This window comes from Mycolicibacterium pulveris (assembly GCF_010725725.1).
GTDB lineage: Bacteria > Actinomycetota > Actinomycetes > Mycobacteriales > Mycobacteriaceae > Mycobacterium > Mycobacterium pulveris.
In genome coordinates this window covers 4,095,480-4,111,915 of sequence record NZ_AP022599.1, presented here as the reverse complement: position 1 = coordinate 4,111,915, position 16,436 = coordinate 4,095,480, and the positions used below count along the sequence as shown (strand labels likewise).

15 protein-coding genes and 1 tRNA gene are annotated in these 16,436 nt (G+C 63.4%); 8 read left to right on the top strand and 8 right to left on the bottom strand.

Annotated features, from left to right (window positions below; all coding sequences use genetic code 11):
• Window positions 1–1,551 carry a carboxyl transferase domain-containing protein gene (locus tag G6N28_RS19950; protein ID WP_163903274.1) on the bottom strand — a complete coding sequence of 517 codons (1,551 nt, stop codon included), beginning with the start codon at window positions 1,549–1,551 and terminating at the stop codon, window positions 1–3.
• 67 nt (window positions 1,552–1,618) lie between these two features.
• On the opposite strand from G6N28_RS19950, the gene G6N28_RS19945 reads away from it, so the two are divergent.
• Complete coding sequence (locus tag G6N28_RS19945; RefSeq protein ID WP_163903272.1) at window positions 1,619–2,218, top strand: SACE_7040 family transcriptional regulator; 600 nt, start codon at window positions 1,619–1,621, stop codon at window positions 2,216–2,218.
• A gap of 91 nt (window positions 2,219–2,309) precedes the next feature.
• On the opposite strand, the gene G6N28_RS26765 is transcribed toward G6N28_RS19945, so the two are convergent.
• The 3 genes from G6N28_RS26765 to G6N28_RS19935 all read right to left on the bottom strand — a co-directional run bounded on the left by G6N28_RS26765 (window position 2,310) and on the right by G6N28_RS19935 (window position 4,654).
• Window positions 2,310–2,462, bottom strand: coding sequence for a hypothetical protein (locus tag G6N28_RS26765; protein ID WP_170307909.1), 153 nt, complete (start codon window positions 2,460–2,462; stop codon window positions 2,310–2,312).
• A 29-nt stretch (window positions 2,463–2,491) separates the two neighbouring features.
• Window positions 2,492–2,719, bottom strand: coding sequence for a hypothetical protein (locus G6N28_RS19940; protein ID WP_163903270.1), 228 nt, complete (start codon window positions 2,717–2,719; stop codon window positions 2,492–2,494).
• 93 nt (window positions 2,720–2,812) lie between these two features.
• The gene (locus G6N28_RS19935; protein WP_163906467.1) at window positions 2,813–4,654 is read right to left on the bottom strand and encodes an alpha/beta hydrolase family protein; all 1,842 of its coding nucleotides are present in this window, start codon (window positions 4,652–4,654) and stop codon (window positions 2,813–2,815) included.
• A 167-nt stretch (window positions 4,655–4,821) separates the two neighbouring features.
• Between G6N28_RS19935 and G6N28_RS19930 the strand changes: the two genes are divergently transcribed.
• Window positions 4,822–5,619, top strand: coding sequence for an MmpS family transport accessory protein (locus tag G6N28_RS19930; RefSeq protein WP_163903268.1), 798 nt, complete (start codon window positions 4,822–4,824; stop codon window positions 5,617–5,619).
• Here the strand turns inward: G6N28_RS19930 and G6N28_RS19925 are convergent.
• A complete protein-coding gene (locus tag G6N28_RS19925; RefSeq protein WP_163903266.1) occupies window positions 5,616–6,938 on the bottom strand; it encodes an MFS transporter in 1,323 nt (440 codons plus the stop codon). The two genes, G6N28_RS19930 and G6N28_RS19925, sit on opposite strands and share 4 nt — an antisense overlap.
• A 25-nt stretch (window positions 6,939–6,963) precedes the next feature.
• Here G6N28_RS19925 and cmrA point away from each other — a divergent pair, with 25 nt between their 5' ends.
• Window positions 6,964–7,770 (top strand): mycolate reductase, encoded by an 807-nt coding sequence (gene cmrA, locus G6N28_RS19920; RefSeq protein ID WP_163903264.1) that lies wholly within the window; start codon window positions 6,964–6,966, stop codon window positions 7,768–7,770.
• Window positions 7,771–7,858: 88 nt separating this feature from the next.
• Here the strand turns inward: cmrA and G6N28_RS19915 are convergent, their stop codons facing one another.
• Entirely contained in the window at window positions 7,859–9,433 is a 1,575-nt protein-coding gene (locus G6N28_RS19915) for a helicase HerA-like domain-containing protein (RefSeq protein WP_163903262.1), read from the bottom strand.
• A gap of 56 nt (window positions 9,434–9,489) precedes the next feature.
• On the opposite strand from G6N28_RS19915, the gene orn reads away from it, so the two are divergent.
• From orn to G6N28_RS19895, 4 genes are all read left to right on the top strand, one after another.
• A complete protein-coding gene (gene orn / locus G6N28_RS19910) occupies window positions 9,490–10,137 on the top strand; it encodes an oligoribonuclease (RefSeq protein ID WP_163903260.1) in 648 nt (215 codons plus the stop codon).
• A 34-nt stretch (window positions 10,138–10,171) separates the two neighbouring features.
• Window positions 10,172–10,244: transfer RNA gene (locus G6N28_RS19905), tRNA-His, on the top strand.
• Window positions 10,245–10,488: 244 nt separating this feature from the next.
• Entirely contained in the window at window positions 10,489–10,872 is a 384-nt protein-coding gene (locus tag G6N28_RS19900) for a hypothetical protein (protein ID WP_163903258.1), read from the top strand.
• 93 nt (window positions 10,873–10,965) lie between these two features.
• Window positions 10,966–14,022 carry an SIR2 family protein gene (locus G6N28_RS19895; RefSeq protein ID WP_163903256.1) on the top strand — a complete coding sequence of 1,019 codons (3,057 nt, stop codon included), beginning with the start codon at window positions 10,966–10,968 and terminating at the stop codon, window positions 14,020–14,022.
• A gap of 403 nt (window positions 14,023–14,425) precedes the next feature.
• Here G6N28_RS19895 and G6N28_RS19890 read toward each other — a convergent pair whose 3' ends face one another.
• Together G6N28_RS19890 and G6N28_RS19885 are read right to left on the bottom strand one after the other, a co-directional pair.
• The gene (locus G6N28_RS19890; RefSeq protein ID WP_163903254.1) at window positions 14,426–15,016 is read right to left on the bottom strand and encodes a GIY-YIG nuclease family protein; all 591 of its coding nucleotides are present in this window, start codon (window positions 15,014–15,016) and stop codon (window positions 14,426–14,428) included.
• The gene (locus G6N28_RS19885; RefSeq protein ID WP_235674634.1) at window positions 15,013–15,363 is read right to left on the bottom strand and encodes a nucleoside triphosphate pyrophosphohydrolase; all 351 of its coding nucleotides are present in this window, start codon (window positions 15,361–15,363) and stop codon (window positions 15,013–15,015) included. The genes G6N28_RS19890 and G6N28_RS19885 overlap by 4 nt, the downstream gene beginning before the upstream one ends.
• On the opposite strand from G6N28_RS19885, the gene G6N28_RS19880 reads away from it, so the two are divergent.
• Window positions 15,362–16,378 (top strand): HNH endonuclease, encoded by a 1,017-nt coding sequence (locus tag G6N28_RS19880; protein ID WP_163903252.1) that lies wholly within the window; start codon window positions 15,362–15,364, stop codon window positions 16,376–16,378. The genes G6N28_RS19885 and G6N28_RS19880 overlap by 2 nt on opposite strands.
• Window positions 16,379–16,436 lie beyond the last annotated feature (58 nt).

Sequence of the window (16,436 nt, the reverse complement as noted above, 5' to 3'; positions counted from 1 at the left end):
TCACATCCGGAAGACGCCGTAGGAAACCGGCTCGAGCGGGGCTTGCCCGGCAATTGAAAGCGCCAGGCCCAGCACCGTTCTGGTGTCGGCGGGATCGATGACCCCATCGTCCCACAGCCGTGCCGTCGAATAGTAGGGGTTGCCCTGGTCCTCGTACTGCTGGCGAATGGGGGCCTTGAACTTCTCCTCCTCTTCGGGGGTCATCTCCCCGCGCACCGTCGCCAGCACCGACGCGGCCTGCTCGCCTCCCATCACCGAGATCCTGGCGTTGGGCCACATCCACAGGAACCGCGGCGAGTAGGCGCGCCCACACATCGAGTAGTTGCCCGCGCCGTACGAGCCGCCGATGACCACGGTCAGTTTGGGCACCCGGGCGCACGCGACCGCGGTGACCATCTTCGCGCCGTGCTTGGCGATCCCGCCAGCTTCGTAGTCGCGGCCCACCATGAAGCCGGAGATGTTCTGCAGGAACAGCAACGGGATGATGCGCTTGTCACACAGTTCGATGAAATGCGCACCCTTCAACGCGGATTCGCTGAACAGCACACCGTTGTTGGCGACGATGCCGACCGGATGACCGTGGATGCGGGCGAACCCGGTGACCAACGTGCTGCCGTATTCGGCCTTGAACTCGGAGAACTCGCCGCCGTCGACGATGCGGGTGATCACCTCGTGGACGTCGTAGGGAACGCGCGGATCGACGGGAACGACGTCGTAGAGCTCGGTCTGGTCGGCCATCGGCTCGACCGACGGCACGACCTGCCACGGCGGTTCGGCGCGGGGTCCCAACGTCGCCACGATGCGTCGGACGATGCGCAGCGCGTCGCGGTCGTCGTGGGCCAGATGATCTGTCACCCCGGAGGTTTTGGAGTGCAGGTCACCGCCGCCGAGTTCCTCCGCGGTCACCACTTCACCGGTGGCGGCCTTCACCAGCGGGGGCCCGCCCAAGAAGATGGTGCCCTGGTTGCGCACGATGACGGCCTCGTCGCTCATCGCGGGCACGTACGCGCCGCCCGCGGTGCACGACCCGAGCACCGCGGCGATCTGCGCGATGCCCTGCGCGCTGAGGTTGGCCTGGTTATAGAAGATCCGGCCGAAGTGCTCGCGGTCGGGGAACACCTCGTCCTGGCGCGGCAGAAACGCGCCGCCGGAGTCGACCAGATAAATGCACGGCAGCCGGTTCTGTCCGGCGATCTCCTGGGCGCGCAGGTGCTTCTTCACCGTGATCGGGTAGTAGGTCCCGCCTTTCACGGTGGCGTCGTTGGCCACGATCATGCACTCGCGACCGGACACCCGGCCGATCCCGGTGATCATCCCCGCGCCCGGGCACTCGTCGTCGTACATGCCGTCTGCGGCCAGCGCAGCCACCTCCAGGAATGGGCTGCCCGGATCGAGTAGGCCGTCGACCCGGTCGCGCGGCAGCAGCTTGCCGCGGCCGACATGTCGTTCGCGGGCACGTTCGGGACCGCCGAGCGCAGCGGTGGCCAGCTTGGTCCGCAGCTGCTCGACGAGTGCGACGTGCTCCTCACGATGTGAAACCCGCGTTGCCATCGAGGAAAACCCGTTCAGTTGAGTTAATGGCGACTAACCGAGGTGATGTTAGTTATCATTAACCGAAATGTCCACCGTCGCCCGCGTTGAAACGCCCCGCAGTCGACGCAAGTCCGACCGCCGCACGAAGCTGCTCGCGGCCGCCGAGCGGCTCATCGCCGACCGCGGATATCTCGCGGTGCGCCTCGAAGACATCGGTGCGGCCGCGGGGGTCAGCGGACCGGCGATCTACCGGCACTTCCCGAACAAGGAGGCGCTGCTGGTCGAGTTGCTGGTGGGCATCAGCACCCGCCTGCTGGCCGGAGCCAGGGCCGTGGTGGCCACGGCCGACGATCCCGACGGTGCCTTGGCCGGGCTGGTCGACTTCCATCTCGACTTCGCGCTGGGCGAGCCGGACCTGATCCGGATCCAGGACCGCGATCTGGCGCATCTTCCCGACCCCGCCAAGCGCCAAGTGCGCAAGGCGCAGCGGCAGTATGTGGAGATCTGGGTCGATCAGCTACGTCGGCGCGGCCTCGTGGAGAAGGAGGCCCGGCTGATGGCGCACGCGGCGTTCGGATTGATGAACTCCACCCCGCATGCCCTCAAGGCACACGGCACCAACGGGATTGAACGAGCACGCTCACGCGCGGTGCTGCGCGAGATGACGCTCGCGGCATTGACCTAACCCGAGACGGGACCGAGACGTAACCGATTGCGGCACAAACAACAACGGCGGCCACCCGTTGACCGGGTGACCGCCGTGTGCAGCGCTGGGGTTAATACCAGGCTCGCCGGCCGGCGACCGGACGCCCGACGCTGCCGAGCAACCAGAACACCGCGCCGATGACGACCAACGCGATACCGATGTACATCAACGGCGTCCACAAGAAGTATCCCAGCACCGCCAGAATGATTCCGAGAATGATCATCGCCACTCCTTCGTTAGTAGCTGCCGCTGTCAGGCAACAGCTTTCGGATAAAGCCCGGAAGCGCTGGGCTCCGGGATGTTGCAATCAACTTTGGGATTCACACCCGCGTAGTTGAGCGGCCCGACGAGAACCGTCAAGGCCACTCGCGCCGCCGTGGCGCAGTTTGCGTCGCCGGTCTGGAAATAGCCGCGCTGGTAAGCGGCCAACACCCCGATCAGCAACCAAATGAGAACGACGACACCGATAACTCCTCGCATGCTGCGCCTCCGTCCGTGTGGGCACCGCCATTGACGTAGCGGTGAATTACCCTCGCGCCAGTTGCGGTAAACCTTCGAGGCGCAGCGACCTCGTCAAAGCTGCGCAGCGGGCGAAAACGCCGCGAGGAGCCACTCCCTCATGGCCTTGAGCAGCACGGCGCGGTTCTCGCGCCGGTCGATCTCGTGTCCGTCGTCGTCGAAAACCAGGTACTCCACGGTGCGGCCGAGCGCTCGCAACGCGTCATACATTTGCTGAGATTCGGTGGGCGGCACATTAGTGTCGTTGGCGCCGTGCACGAGCAGCAACGGGGCGACCAGATTCTGCACCCGCTGCAACGGTGAGAGTTCCGCCAGCAGCGCCTGGTCGCTGACGGGGTGGCCGTACTTGGGATATGCCGCCGCGGCGATCCACGGCTCGGTGGTGCGGTACCAGGTGTTCAAGTCGCTCATGCCGCAGATGCTGATGCCCGCCGCGAACAGGTCCGGATGAAAGGTGAGCGCGGCCTGGGTGAGATAGCCGCCGTAGGACCATCCGCAGCACGCGATGCGATCGCCCGGCGCATGCTGGTTCTCGACGAGGAAGTGCACCGCGTCGGCGACGTCATCGATCGCGGCGAACCTGCGCTCCTTGTCGTCGGCATGCATAAAACTGCGCCCGAATCCGCCGGAGCCGCGCACGTTCGGCAGGAACACGGTGATCCCCGCCTCCACCAACGCCGGAAAGAACTCGTTGTAGCCGGGCCGGCCCTGGCCCTCCGGCCCGCCGTGCAAAAACAGCATCGCGCCGATCGGGTCCACTTTCTCGGGCGGCCGGAACAGCCAACCGCTGAACTCCAGCCCGTCGCGGGCGGTGATGGTCTCCAGCGTCGGGTCGGCGCTGACCGGTCCGAGGCTGGGCTCGCGGTCGACGAGTTCCCACTCCGCCGTCCGCGGGTCGACCAGTTCGACGGTCGGTGGGCGCGACGGACCCTCGACCGTCACCGCCAACATCCACCCGCCCGCGCTGATGCTCAGCTCACTGGCGACCATGCCGGGCAACGGAATCGGCTCGTGCAGCGTGTAGTCGGTGAGGTCGAGGATCTGTAATTCACTGGCGCCGTAGATGTTCCATAACATCGCCACCGTCGAGAGGTCGTCGCTGACGGTGAACTCGTCGAGTTCGTGGCCGGCGCGCTCGGCCACCACGTGATAGGCGACCCCGTCCGCGGTGACGGTCACCTCGAGCAGCCGCGCGTATTCGGCCCCGTTCTCGCTGCGGATGAGGGCGCGTACATAGCCTTCGGTGCTGTCCTCGTCGAAGATCGTCGCGGGCTGGTATCTCTCGGTGAGTTCCCCTTCAAGACCGGCGCGCAGCCGGCGGGGAAGGTGGTCGTCGAGGATGATCCCGGTGTCGGTGGTCGAGCCGGGATCGTATGGCAGCAGCACGGTCTCGATGCCGGCACGCAGCATGATCAGGTCCCGGTAGCCGCGCGGGCCGACACGCACCAGCGCCACCCCGGACCAGGCGTCGACCAGCCGGCCGCTGGAGCGACGGTCCAGCACGGTCATCTCGCCGGTGGCGGGGTCGATCAGGCACGAGGTGCCCACCCCGTCTTCGCCGGTGAGGATCGCGGCCACCTGGGTGCCGTCCCAATTGATCAGCTCCGCGGTACCCTCCTGGAAGCCTTCGGGCCAGGAGTCGATGCGGCGCGCGTCGCGGTCGTCGGGATCGGTTGTCACGACCCAGATCTGGCTGCGGGTGCTGCCGTCCGGGGCGACCTCACACGCTAGCCAGTGGCCGTCGGCGGAGTGCATGACCCGCAGTACGGGTCCCTCGACGGGCAGTTCGACGTCACGTGAGGACGACGCGCGCCAGCCGCGCAGGAAGCGCTGTACCGCGCGGGGAAAGCCGCCGTCGTCGACGAGGTGCGCGAACGCGGTGGCGTCCGGCGACATCGACGGGCCGTAGACCCGGCGAACCTGTTGCCCCACCCCTCGTATTGTCCATGGGTCACGTCCGGCGGCGACCCGACGCACGGAAGTGCCAGGTCGCAGCCTCGTTCGACGTGCTTGTCGGGGGGTTTGTGCGGTCGCCCAGGTACCCTCGCAGCCATGAGGTGGGCATGACGGATTCACCGCACCGCGGAAGCGAGGAGCAGGCGGGCTTGCGCGACGGTTCGGTACCGTCCCAGCCGCCGAGCGCCGGCTACCCCGGATACGCCGATCCGGCGTACGCGAGCCAGACGGGCTACGGACCCACCTACCAGGCGCCCGCGGGGCCCGCGCCGACCCAGCAGATGCCGGCGTACCCGTCCTACGGCTATGACCCGTATGCGACCGGCCAATACGGTCAGCAGTATCCGCCCGGTCAACCGCCTCAGGAGCCGCCTCAAGAGGAGCGCCCGGCGCCCCGTTGGTTGTGGGTGTTGGCCGGGATCGCGGTGGTCACCGTCGTAGGCCTCGTCGTCGCCCTGGTCATCGTGAACGTGAACAGGTCCCGGCAGGAAACCGTCGTGGCTCCGCCCGCGGTGCAGGAGCCCAGGTTCACCACCCCGACGCCGACGACGACGCCTAGGCCCACCATCCCGGTGGTACCGGCGCCGACGGTGCCGCGCAGGCCGCCGACCACCACGACGCCCAGCCCGAGCCCGGGGGTGACGGAGACGGTGGTCTACAACGTCACCGGTACCGGCCGCGCGATCAACATCACCTACGTCGACTCCGGCGGGCTGTTGCAGACCGAGTTCAACGTGCTGCTGCCGTGGAGTAAGCAGGTTGAATTGGCCGAGCCCGCAGAGGGTTCCGCGAGCATCAGCATCATCAACGTCGGCCGCGAGGTGTCCTGCTCGATCACGGTCAACGGCGTGACGGTGCAGCGGCGCACCGGCGCCGGGCTGACCATCTGCACCGCGCTCGGCTAACCCGTCGTCGCGCGGCGCGGCACCCGCACGGCCACCATCCCCAGCAGGCCGGCGAACAGCACCACCAACAGCCCGCCCATGCCCGCGCGGTCGGTTCCGAACACGGCGATGAACGTGGAGAACAGAAACGGCGCCAGGTAGGACACGGCGCGTCCGGTGGTGGTGTAGAGGCCGAACGCGACGCCCTCCTTGCCCTCGGCGGCGATCCGCAGCATCAACGTCCGCGCCGCCGACAACGTGGGCCCGATGAACAGGCACAGCAACAGCCCGCAGATCCAGAACGCCAACGGCCCGGACAACGCCATCAGCGTGATGCCGACGGCGATCATCGCCGTCAGCGAGGTGATGATGACGGCCTTGGCGCCGAACCTGTCGTCGAGCAGACCACCCCCGACGGCGCCGACGGCCGCCACCACGCTGGCGCTCACCCCGAACAGCAGCACGTCGGCGGCCGAGACCCCGTAGACGTTCACCCCGAGCACCGCGCCGAACGCGAAGATGCCGGTGAGCCCGTCGCGAAACACCGCGCTGGCGATCAGGTAGTACACCACGTTGTGGTCGCGTCGCCACTCGGCCACGATCTCCGTCCACAGCGTGCGGTATCCGCTGAAGAATCCCGCCCGCGCGGTCGGCTCCTGCGGCCGGGGTTCGGGGCTGCGCACCGCGATGACGACGGGCAGGGCCAGCACCCCGAACCAGATGGCGGTCAACAACATTGCGGCGCGGACGTTTTGGCCGTCCGCCGCCGGAAGGTTCAGCACGCCGCGGGTGTCGCCCTCGCCGGCGATGAAGCCGACGTAGACGACCAGCAGCAACACGACGCTGCCGAAATAGCCGAAACCCAGGCCGAATCCGGATATCTGACCGGACGTCTGCGGGGTGGACAGCTGGCGCAGCATCGCGTTGTAGGGCACCGTCGCCAGCTCGCTGCAGGCCGAGGCGCCCGCCAACAGCACCAACCCGGGCAGCAGGTAGTGATAGTCGTCAGCGATCAGGCTCATCGCCGCGGTCAGCAGCACCGCAAGACCGCTGAGCGCCCCCAGGACGCGGCGGCGCCGCCACGGCGCGTCGACCCAGACTCCGGTCACCGGGGCGAGCAGGGCGACCACCACACCGGCGATTCCGAGGGCCCAGCCCAACCAGGACGCGGCGCTTGCGCCGCCGGGAAGATCGTCGCCCACGGCGTTGGTCAGATAGACCGAGAACACGAAGGTCACGACGATCGCGTTCAGGCCCGTCGCGCCGAAGTCCCACAGGGCCCACGCGAACACCTGCCGTTTGGCCGCGATCTGGGGGTCCGCCGGGCGGGTGTCGCTCATGCTGGCCCACGATATAGTCCGGCGCATGCCAGTACCCGCTCCCAGCGCGGAAGCCCGTGCCGTCGTCACCGGCGCCTCGCAGAACATCGGTGAGGCGTTGGCCGTCGAACTCGCCGCCCGTGGACACCACCTCATCGTCACCGCTCGCCGCGAGGATGTGCTCACGGCGTTGGCCGACCGGCTCACCGATCGCTACGGCGTGACGGTCGAGGTGCGTCCGGTGGATCTGGCCGACCCGACCGCGCGCACCGAGTTCTGCGACGAGTTGGCCGCGCGCGACATCTCCATCCTGTGTGCCAACGCGGGTACGGCGACGTTCGGCCCGGTCGCGGAGCTGGATCCGGCCGGCGAGAAGGCGCAGGTGCAGCTGAACGTCCTTGGTGTGCACGACCTTGTGCTCGCTGTGTTGCCCGGGATGGTGCAGCGCCGGGCCGGCGGCATCCTGATTTCCGGTTCGGCGGCGGGCAATTCACCGATTCCGAACAACGCCACCTACGCCGCGAGCAAGGCGTTCGTCAACACGTTCAGCGAGTCGCTGCGCGGCGAGCTCAAACACGTCGGCGTGCACGTCACGCTGCTGGCGCCGGGGCCGGTGCGCGAAACGCTGCCGTCCGAGGACGAGCAGTCGCTTGTCGAGAAGCTGATCCCCGACTTCCTCTGGATCTCCACCGCCTACACCGCGAAGCTGTCGCTGGATGGCTTGGAGCGCAACAAGATGCGGGTGGTTCCCGGGGTGACGTCGAAGGCGATGTCGGTGGCCAGCGGCTACACCCCACGCGTGATCGTGACCCCGATCGTCGGCGCGGTGTACAAGAAGCTCGCCGGCGGCTAGCTTTTCTTCTTTTCTCGCGAAATAGCATTCCAGGTCGTCGGATCGCCAAAATCACAGCCCGGAATGCTATTTCGCGGAGTCTCAGCGGCTAGCGTCTGCGCCGACGGCGCCCGGTGCCGAAGATGCTGCGGGTGATCTCGCGGCCAATGACGGTGCCCGCCGAGCGCATCGCGCTCTTGAACGCGGGGCTGTCCATCATCTTGTCCAGGAAGCCGGGTTCCGCGGCCGGGGCGGGCATCGGCGGCGGCGGCACCGGCGGCGGCACCGGCACCTCCGCGGGCGCGGCTTCGGCCTCGGGCGGCGGGGCGAGCTTGGCGGCCAGGCGTTCGTAGGCGGAATCGCGATCCACGGTCTGGCCGTACTCGGCCTGCAGCGGGCTGGCCTTGGCGGCGGCGGTGATCGCGTCGTTGCCGATGGTGTCCATCAGCGAGCGCGGGGCCCGCATCCGGGTCCAGGCAACGGGCGTCGGCGCACCCTTCTCCGAGAGGACTGTGACGATCGCTTCGCCGATACCCAGCGACGTCAACGCCGACTCCAGGTCGTACACCTCGGTTTTCGGGTAGGTGCGCACGGTCTTGGACAACGCCTTCTGGTCATCGGGGGTGAACGCGCGCAGCGCGTGCTGGATGCGCGCCCCGAGCTGGGACAGCACGTCGTTGGGCACGTCGGTCGGCAGCTGGGTGCAGAAGCACACGCCGACGCCCTTGGAGCGGATCAGCTTGACCGTCTGCTCGACCTGCTCGAGGAACGCCTTCGACGCGTCGCTGAACAGCAGGTGCGCTTCGTCGAAGAAGAACACCAGCTTCGGCTTCTCGAGGTCACCGACCTCGGGCAACGAGGTGAACAGGTCGGCGAGCACCCACATCAGGAAGGTGGAGAACATCACCGGCCGGGTGGCCTGGCTGCCCAGTTCCAGCAGGGTGATGACGCCGCGGCCCTGGTCGTCGCAGCGCAGCAGGTCCTCCGGCTCCAGCTCGGGCTCTCCGAAGAACGTGTCGCCGCCCTCGGCCTCGAGGTTCACCAGCGCCCGCAGGATCACCCCGGCCGTCGTCGTCGACACCGCGCCCAGCGATTTGAGCAGGGGCTTGCCCTCCTCGCTGGTGAGGTACTGGATGACCGCGCGCAGGTCTTTGAGGTCCAGCAGCGGCAGGCCCTGCTGGTCGGCCCAATGAAAGATCAGCCCGAGGGTCGATTCCTGGGTCTTGTTCAGGCCCAACACTTTCGACAGCAGGATCGGACCGAAACTGGAGACCGTCGCACGGACCGGTACCCCCATCCCGCTGGTGCCCAGCGTCAGGAACTCGACCGGATATGCCGTCGGCGTCCAGCTGTCGCCGGTGTCGGCGGCGCGCTGGTCGATCTTGTCGCCCGCCTGCCCAGGGCGTGCCAACCCCGACAGGTCGCCCTTGACGTCGGCCATCAGGCACGGCACGCCGGCGGCGGAGAGCTGTTCGGCGATCAGTTGCAGCGACTTCGTCTTGCCCGTGCCGGTGGCGCCGGCGACCAGGCCGTGCCGGTTGATCGTCGCCAGCGGGATGCGGACCTGCGCAGACGGGTCACACACCCCGTCGACGACGACGCTCCCCAACTCCAGCGCCGGGCCCTCGACGGCGTATCCAGAGGCGATCTGCTGCGCGGGCGTGCCTGTCGGCTCAGTCGTCATGGTCGAAAACAGTACTGTGAGCCTCTGAGGCGAGCGAAGTGACGGGAAGAGCGGCTGTGCGCGACGAACTGGTGTGGATCGACTGTGAGATGACGGGGCTGGATCTGGCGACCGACCGGCTCATCGAGATCGCGGTGCTGGTGACGGATGCGGATCTCAATGTCCTCGGCGAGGGCATCGACGTCGTTATTCACGCCGATGAGCAGGCGCTGTCGTCGATGATCCCGGTGGTCACCGAGATGCACACCCGCTCGGGGCTGATCGAGGAGGTCCGGTCCTCGACCGTCGACGTCGCCACCGCGGAGGAGATGGTGCTCGACTACATCCGCACGCACGTCAAGCAGGCGAAGACCGCGCCGCTGGCCGGCAACTCGATCGCCACCGACCGCGGCTTCATCGCCCGCGACATGCCCAAGCTCGACGATTTCCTGCACTACCGGATGATCGACGTCAGCTCCATCAAAGAACTGTGCCGTCGCTGGTACCCGCGGATCTACTTCGGCCAGCCCGAGAAGGGCCTGGCCCACCGCGCGCTGGCCGACATCCACGAGTCGATACGTGAGTTGCGCTACTACCGCCGCACCGCGTTCGTTGCCCCGCCGGGGCCTTCGACCAGCGAAATCGCGGCGATCGCCGCGGAGCTGGGAACGAACGGCGCCGACTCGAGCGTTACCGATTCGGCCGTAGAGCATCCGAGCGGATAGTATCGACGACGCCGCTGCACACGCCGCGGCAATGGTGGCTGTAGTTCAGTTGGTAGAGCACCAGGTTGTGATCCTGGATGTCGCGGGTTCGAGTCCCGTCAGCCACCCCGCAGGTGGGAGGGCATTTTGCCCTCCCACTGTTTTTCGTCCTGGGCACCTCTGCAACCTAATTGCAACTTCGGATCAACTTCCACGGTGACTGCACATATAAGTAGCGTCGCCTGAGCCCCGCAATAAACAGTTAGGCAATGAGACTGCTGCCGTGTACATTTGAGTTATCAACGCCGAGACAATATAATCAACGGCTTTTACGTCGGCACATGGAGCAGGGAACTAGGCGGAGGTGTCGGTATGGTCGCAAGCACGCGCACTGACCTTTCGTCCTTGGAGCGGTCGGCGGAGCGGTTCTTCGACGACGCAGTGCTGGTGACTGCGGATCAGGATGACCTCGCCTTCACCATCGAGACAGTCCTTGAAGGACGGGCAAGCTTCGTGCCTCTCAGTGTGAAGTTCGATGGTGTAGCAGGCTCAGCGATTGTCTGGGCGCAGAATGCTCGACGCATTGTCGCAGACGAAGCATGCTATTGGCTGCTACTAGCCCGCCTTACGGACGTGGTCTCAAGTACGCAATGGGCCGCTGGGCTCAACAGCGCCTGCGCCCTGGTTGTGCCAGTCGAAGTTGGTACCCAACTGCCCGAGACCAACTGCTACCTAGTCGAATTGACAGAGAAATGATCCGCTAGGCACTTGCACTACGTGGGCCAGTCAATGGCGCCCTAGAGCCGAAGACTTCGCCGCCCGCTGGGAATCCGGACCCAGGGCGAACTGATGAGTTATAACAGGGCAGTGACAATTGAAGGCATCGTTGCCGCGATCAAGGGCAACCGTCTGGTAGTCGTTTGCGGCGCTGGAACGACTGCTGCGACGATGCCGTCGTCCCGTTTCCGGGACTGGCGTTCCCTGCTTGAGCACGGCATCGAAACCGTGGTGCAAACGGGGATTGACGAAGCCGAGTGGGCGGAGGTCAACCGTCGACAAATAGAAATAGCACGGCGTCCAAGCGACTACGCAAGCGTCGCACAAAACATCGCGAGCCGGCTAGGCAAGCGCGGTTTCAGCAACTGGCTCTACGAAACGGTGGGCAGCTTAGCCGAACCTGAGCGACCCGAATTAATACAGGCGATCGCTAGCCTCGGCATGCCAATTGCAACAACAAATTATGATGTACTCATCGAGCGTGTCGCAAATCGCGATCGAGTGACATGGCGAGAATATGACAATATGCAGCGTGCGCTCAACGGGGCTATTAATGCCGTAATGCACTTACACGGATGCTACTTAGACCCCGATACGGTGGTATTCGGGTCCGAATCCTATGGCGCAATCGTGGAAAATCGGAGCGCGCAGTCTATTCAATGGTTGATGGCGGGCGGCAAATCCATCTTATTCGTCGGCGCAAGTGGCACATTGGAGGACCCAAACCTAGGCCGGTTGATAGCGAGAATCGACGAAGATATACCTAATTCGGGCAACGAACACTATCTACTCTGCCGCAATTCAGAACGCGACACACTCACCGAGCAATATCGAGAAACGCCGATCACCGTCGTACCGTTCGAATCCGATAATTACGCCGATCTCCCAGAATTTATTACGCGGATCGGCAGCGCCGCCGGGCGCACCCCGGCCCTGATAACAAGACAGAGTTACCATCGCGCAGCTCGCGACGCATTATTGCAACGCGTACAGTCGGAGTCCATTGTTGCGATCGACGACGCTAATACCATCACTGACCTCGACAAACTTATTGTTCGTCCGGTGCTTCTTAGTGCGCCGCACGAGAAAATCTTGTCGAGCATCGACCAGTATGAAGCTGGAAAGAAGGACATAAGGCTTGATCCCGCGAAAGACGCACGTGAAGAGAAGCTTGTACTTGTTGTAGGCGAAGAAATTAGCGGCATCACCACTGCCCTCGAATGGCTAATAATGACACGCACTAATGACGAAATATCGACGGTGCCTGTGCTTGTCGATTACCGCGAATTACCTTCGGGCGTTCGCGGTCTCGACCGATTGATCCGTCGAAATCTGGCCGAGAGTTGTGGGATTCCTCCGCACGAACCCTTAGAGGGCATAATACTTGGTGTCGACGACATAGTTCCGCGACCGGGGAACAGGACCTTCGATCGCTTTATCGAAGACCTTAAAGCTGACTGGATTCAGGGCTGCTTCCTAAGTTGTTCACTCGGCGCAGAGGCGGAATTAATCACTGCCTTAGAAAACGCCGGCTTGACCCCCGCGGTCCGCTATATGGGCAGGATGACGAAGCGTGACGTCCGCGCACTAGTCCGCCTGGCTGTCGACGATGACCGAGCCGAAGTGATGTTGGAGAAAGTGCAGCAGACTCTGAATGTCGAGGGTTTACCCAGGACTGCCTGGAATATCGCTCTGCTTCTCGATGTCTTCATCAAGACTTCACTGACTATACAAGCTGTCACCCCTGTGACACTCCTGGACCAGTTTGTCAGCTCGCTGCTCGGTCGCGAAATATTTGAGGATTCGCGGTTCAGCATAGACGCACGCGACCGCGAAGCCATTCTATCAGCGCTTGCTTCATTGTATGCACGTAATAAAGCTGGCGCGCTTGCCGAGGATGATGTAGTACGGTTTCTGACTGAGCTCTTTGAAGAATATGGCTGGAACGAAAGCCCGACGGCCATGCTGGAATCATTGAAAGCTCGTCATATTTTGACGACTCGACGCAGTGATCCCAAGAACATTGTCCGTTTTGCCCAGTCTAGTTATTTGTACCTATTTGCAGCCAAACAAGCCAAGGAGGACCCACCCTTTAAGGAAGAGCTTATTGACGATGGCTTATTCTACTCGAAGATTATAACCCACTATGCATCATTAGTCAGGAATGATCAAGGTGTGCTTGAGCGCGTTCATGCATTAGTCGACCGCGAAGAATGTTCCGACGAGCGCTCCGCTTCAATTTTTGGACCCGCCAGGACAAGCGGGACAGACCATCCACTTGGGCTTGACTCGGTCGTCGCGGCCGTTACTTCGGCTGAAACTGAGCCTCTGGATGATGATGAATCCGGCGCACATGCGGGCCAGAGCGACTCGGACGACGAAGAAGAAACCGATGACGACCTCAATTACGTGATCGAAAATGCTGTGGTCCGTTCTAGTGAGCCGTTCCCTGCGCGGAGTATGCGCGATGCTCCCCACATTCAGAAAGCTCTGCGAGCTCTGTCTTTGGTTTCCAATGTCCTTCGTGATTCAGAGCTAGTAAGGAATATGCCGCTCAAGGTCAAGACGCTCAAGAAGACAGTACATCTGTGGGCGGACATGGTCTATTTATTTGAGCAAGACGATGATTTCCAAGACTTCATGTCTGACTTAGCGGATGAGCTGGCTCAAGACGACGAGAGGTCTGAAAAACAGATTGCAGATGCAAAGGCGAAGATGCAGGCTCAATTTCCTCTATTCTTTTGCCTCACCGCAATGGCGGGATCGCTGTCGTCTAAGAAGTTAGAGGTAGCGATTCAACAAGCGTTCGACGATCTGATCGAGGAGTGCCCGAAGGCAGCTATCATGGCGGCCCTGTTATCGCTCACCGTCGAATCTAGCGACTGGCCGTCCCAATTCGCGAGAGCGGCGGAGAAGTTTCACGAAACACCCGCCGTTTTCGACGTGATGTTCTCTTTAGCGCGATCTCAGTATGTAAATGAAAGGATGACGGCAGAGCAACGTACGGACGCCGAACGATTTTTCCGGATCATCCTGGAACGAGGCGGATACAACGTAGGACGCTTCATGGAACGCCTCCGAGTTGACCGTGCCCGAGCCACTGCTGCCAGCAAGGCCCTGGGCCGGTAGCGCTCTCCTGCGCACCCGTGGCGACGGCGCTGATCAGAGTTGTCAGTCGCGGGTGATCGAGCGCTCCCATAGGCACCGTTTGATTCGTTGCCAATACCCCCAGATGATTGTCGTGGCTAGCTTCGCTAGCGCATTAAGCATTGACTATGCGAACGATCGAATCCATCCACGCGAACTGAGCTTAATTGTTTCGGTACGCGGATTGAGCGAGCGGGTGCTTGGCTGTGCCGGCTCGGCCGACGTTATCGACTGTCTGCTCGACGACCGCCTCGGAACTCGGTTCGTTATTGAGGGCTGAGAGAGAAGCGACGCTGGCCGTTCGAGGCGCATATCGCGGAGGTCAAGGGGCCACTCCCTACCCTTCACGCGTCGGGCTCGCAAATCTGGAACGAGGACCAGCCCGTTAGACGATCGGAAGGTCCCGTGCTACTCGTTCCGCCTCAGCGCGGATGCGCCTCAGCGTCGGATAGAAGTCGTTGTGTGCGTTCCCTTGAAGATTCAGGGGCAGGTCGAGGCTAGCGATGAGTTCTTCTTCCAGGACCCAAGGCTCCTCGCGTACCACCCATGAAACCAGAGCGTTGTCGGCCATCCATTGGCTGAGCGCGGCTTCTCCTGTAGGGCCGAACGTCCGTCGTGTCCCGGACCCGACGCGGCGCAACTGGATGCCGAGTTCTCCGGCCAGCAGCACACCTAGGGTCTTGCGGAGGGTCGATCCTTCTGCGTTTCCGGTGTAGTGGTAGCGAATCCGATGGAACAGGCTTTGGCTACTCGGCGGCTTGCCGTTCGCTGGTGGCCGCGACGGACTGATGCCGGTGTACAGAAGGGTTAACCCGTCCCGCTTCTCGCATGCGGTGATATCTATCGCGCCGGGTATTTGACGGAACCACCATCCGTACACGCCCGGCGATTTCGGGACGGGACAAGGACGGGCCAGCACCTCGTCGCGGCTGTAGCAACGCGCACTGATCAGTGTTTCCGGTTCGATGGCATTCACTGAGGCCCCTCCGCCGATAGCCACAACCTGTTGCGGAACCGTCCGCGCTCCGCCCGTTTCATCGCCGCAGTGCGAAGCAGCCCGTCGATTGTGTGTCCGTGAGTCTCGGCGATGCTTACGAGCACTTCCAGAATATCGGCGGCTTCTTCCAACACGTCGTTTGGGTTGCTGGCGCGCCGGAGTTCTTCGACCTCCTCGTCCAGCTTGTCCCAGAGCGCGGCACGGTAAGCCGTTTCGTCGAGCGTCTTTACTCTGGCTGTCCGTCCGGACGCTGCGATGACGGCTGCCACGCCATCCCGGATCAATTTGCCCGTAATGTCGGAGCGCCTCGCCATAATGTGATCCATGTTGGAGCAGTTCTACCGCAGTGAACCGACAGCTCGGACGGCGTGGCGGCAGGCGATCTTGATGGGCGCCAATGTGCGAACATACAAGTTCCCTCTCGGTGCGGCTTTGCTGGACATGGCTCGCACGGGTCGCGATGCCGTTCCGCTAGTGGACTTGGCGACCGCCTACGCTGCACAACTGGTTGATCGGTCGGGCGACTTTCCGCAAGCGCCGAGTTCGCAATCAATGGGCGAGCAGGACTTTTTGGCGGTGTTGGCGCGAGAGCGCGAGGAGTCACGAGCAGCGGGACGACCTACGGAAGCCCTTGTCAGTGCGGCGGTTAAGTCGATTCCTGCGATGGTGATGCAGAAGTTCCATAACCTTGCGGGCCGGGAAGTGGCGCACAGGTTCTACGAACTAGAGGGGCGGGGACCCACCCGCATCGTCCGCCTAACCCCTAGCCTGCGTGCCGTCGCGGACGAGTCGTCAGGCGTTCTCGACGATGAACTCGACGCCCGATGGAGAATCGTGGAGGCATCGTTCGATGCCGGCATCGGACGCAGCATTATGGGTGGGCTCAAGTTCGAGGAGGCGAGCGGCCAGCTTGTCGTTGCGGCGCAGAGAGTGGCATTAACGAGTCTTCGCGCCTCAATCGACGGATTCCAGTACGGGCGCTGCTTCTACTGCCGCGAACCTCTGGGCGACCTCAACGGACCCCACATACACGTCGATCACGTTTTCCCCTTCAAGTGGATGACCACCGGGAGTTGGAAGGGTCCCGACCTAAACGGTGTGTGGAATTTGGTCCTGGCCCATGATTCCTGCAACCTCAAGAAGTCGTACCGCAACCCTACGGATGACGAAATCCGCCGCCTAATCGCACGGAACGACGCAATAGCAGAATCGCCAGTCCCCTTACGCCGAACCCTCGAAATAGCAATGGGTGCTTCGGGTTCCGATGCGGCGAAGAAGCGTCATCAATTCATGACGAACGTGCGGAACATGACCACCACTGGGCATGGGGCGGGCCTCTGACGTGCCTTCGCCACCCTCGTCAAAACGGCCATAATCGCAATCGCATACGAAGGAGTGA

Coding starts and splice junctions, on each gene's coding strand:
- G6N28_RS19950 (WP_163903274.1), bottom strand. CDS start 1,551: ATGGCAACGCGGGTTTCACATCGTGAGGAGCACGTCGCACTCGTCGAG.
- G6N28_RS19945 (WP_163903272.1), top strand. CDS start 1,619: ATGTCCACCGTCGCCCGCGTTGAAACGCCCCGCAGTCGACGCAAGTCC.
- G6N28_RS26765 (WP_170307909.1), bottom strand. CDS start 2,462: ATGATCATTCTCGGAATCATTCTGGCGGTGCTGGGATACTTCTTGTGG.
- G6N28_RS19940 (WP_163903270.1), bottom strand. CDS start 2,719: ATGCGAGGAGTTATCGGTGTCGTCGTTCTCATTTGGTTGCTGATCGGG.
- G6N28_RS19935 (WP_163906467.1), bottom strand. CDS start 4,654: ATGTCGCCGGACGCCACCGCGTTCGCGCACCTCGTCGACGACGGCGGC.
- G6N28_RS19930 (WP_163903268.1), top strand. CDS start 4,822: ATGACGGATTCACCGCACCGCGGAAGCGAGGAGCAGGCGGGCTTGCGC.
- G6N28_RS19925 (WP_163903266.1), bottom strand. CDS start 6,938: ATGAGCGACACCCGCCCGGCGGACCCCCAGATCGCGGCCAAACGGCAG.
- cmrA (WP_163903264.1), top strand. CDS start 6,964: ATGCCAGTACCCGCTCCCAGCGCGGAAGCCCGTGCCGTCGTCACCGGC.
- G6N28_RS19915 (WP_163903262.1), bottom strand. CDS start 9,433: ATGACGACTGAGCCGACAGGCACGCCCGCGCAGCAGATCGCCTCTGGA.
- G6N28_RS19900 (WP_163903258.1), top strand. CDS start 10,489: ATGGTCGCAAGCACGCGCACTGACCTTTCGTCCTTGGAGCGGTCGGCG.
- G6N28_RS19895 (WP_163903256.1), top strand. CDS start 10,966: ATGAGTTATAACAGGGCAGTGACAATTGAAGGCATCGTTGCCGCGATC.
- G6N28_RS19880 (WP_163903252.1), top strand. CDS start 15,362: ATGTTGGAGCAGTTCTACCGCAGTGAACCGACAGCTCGGACGGCGTGG.
- G6N28_RS19885 (WP_235674634.1), bottom strand. CDS start 15,363: ATGGATCACATTATGGCGAGGCGCTCCGACATTACGGGCAAATTGATC.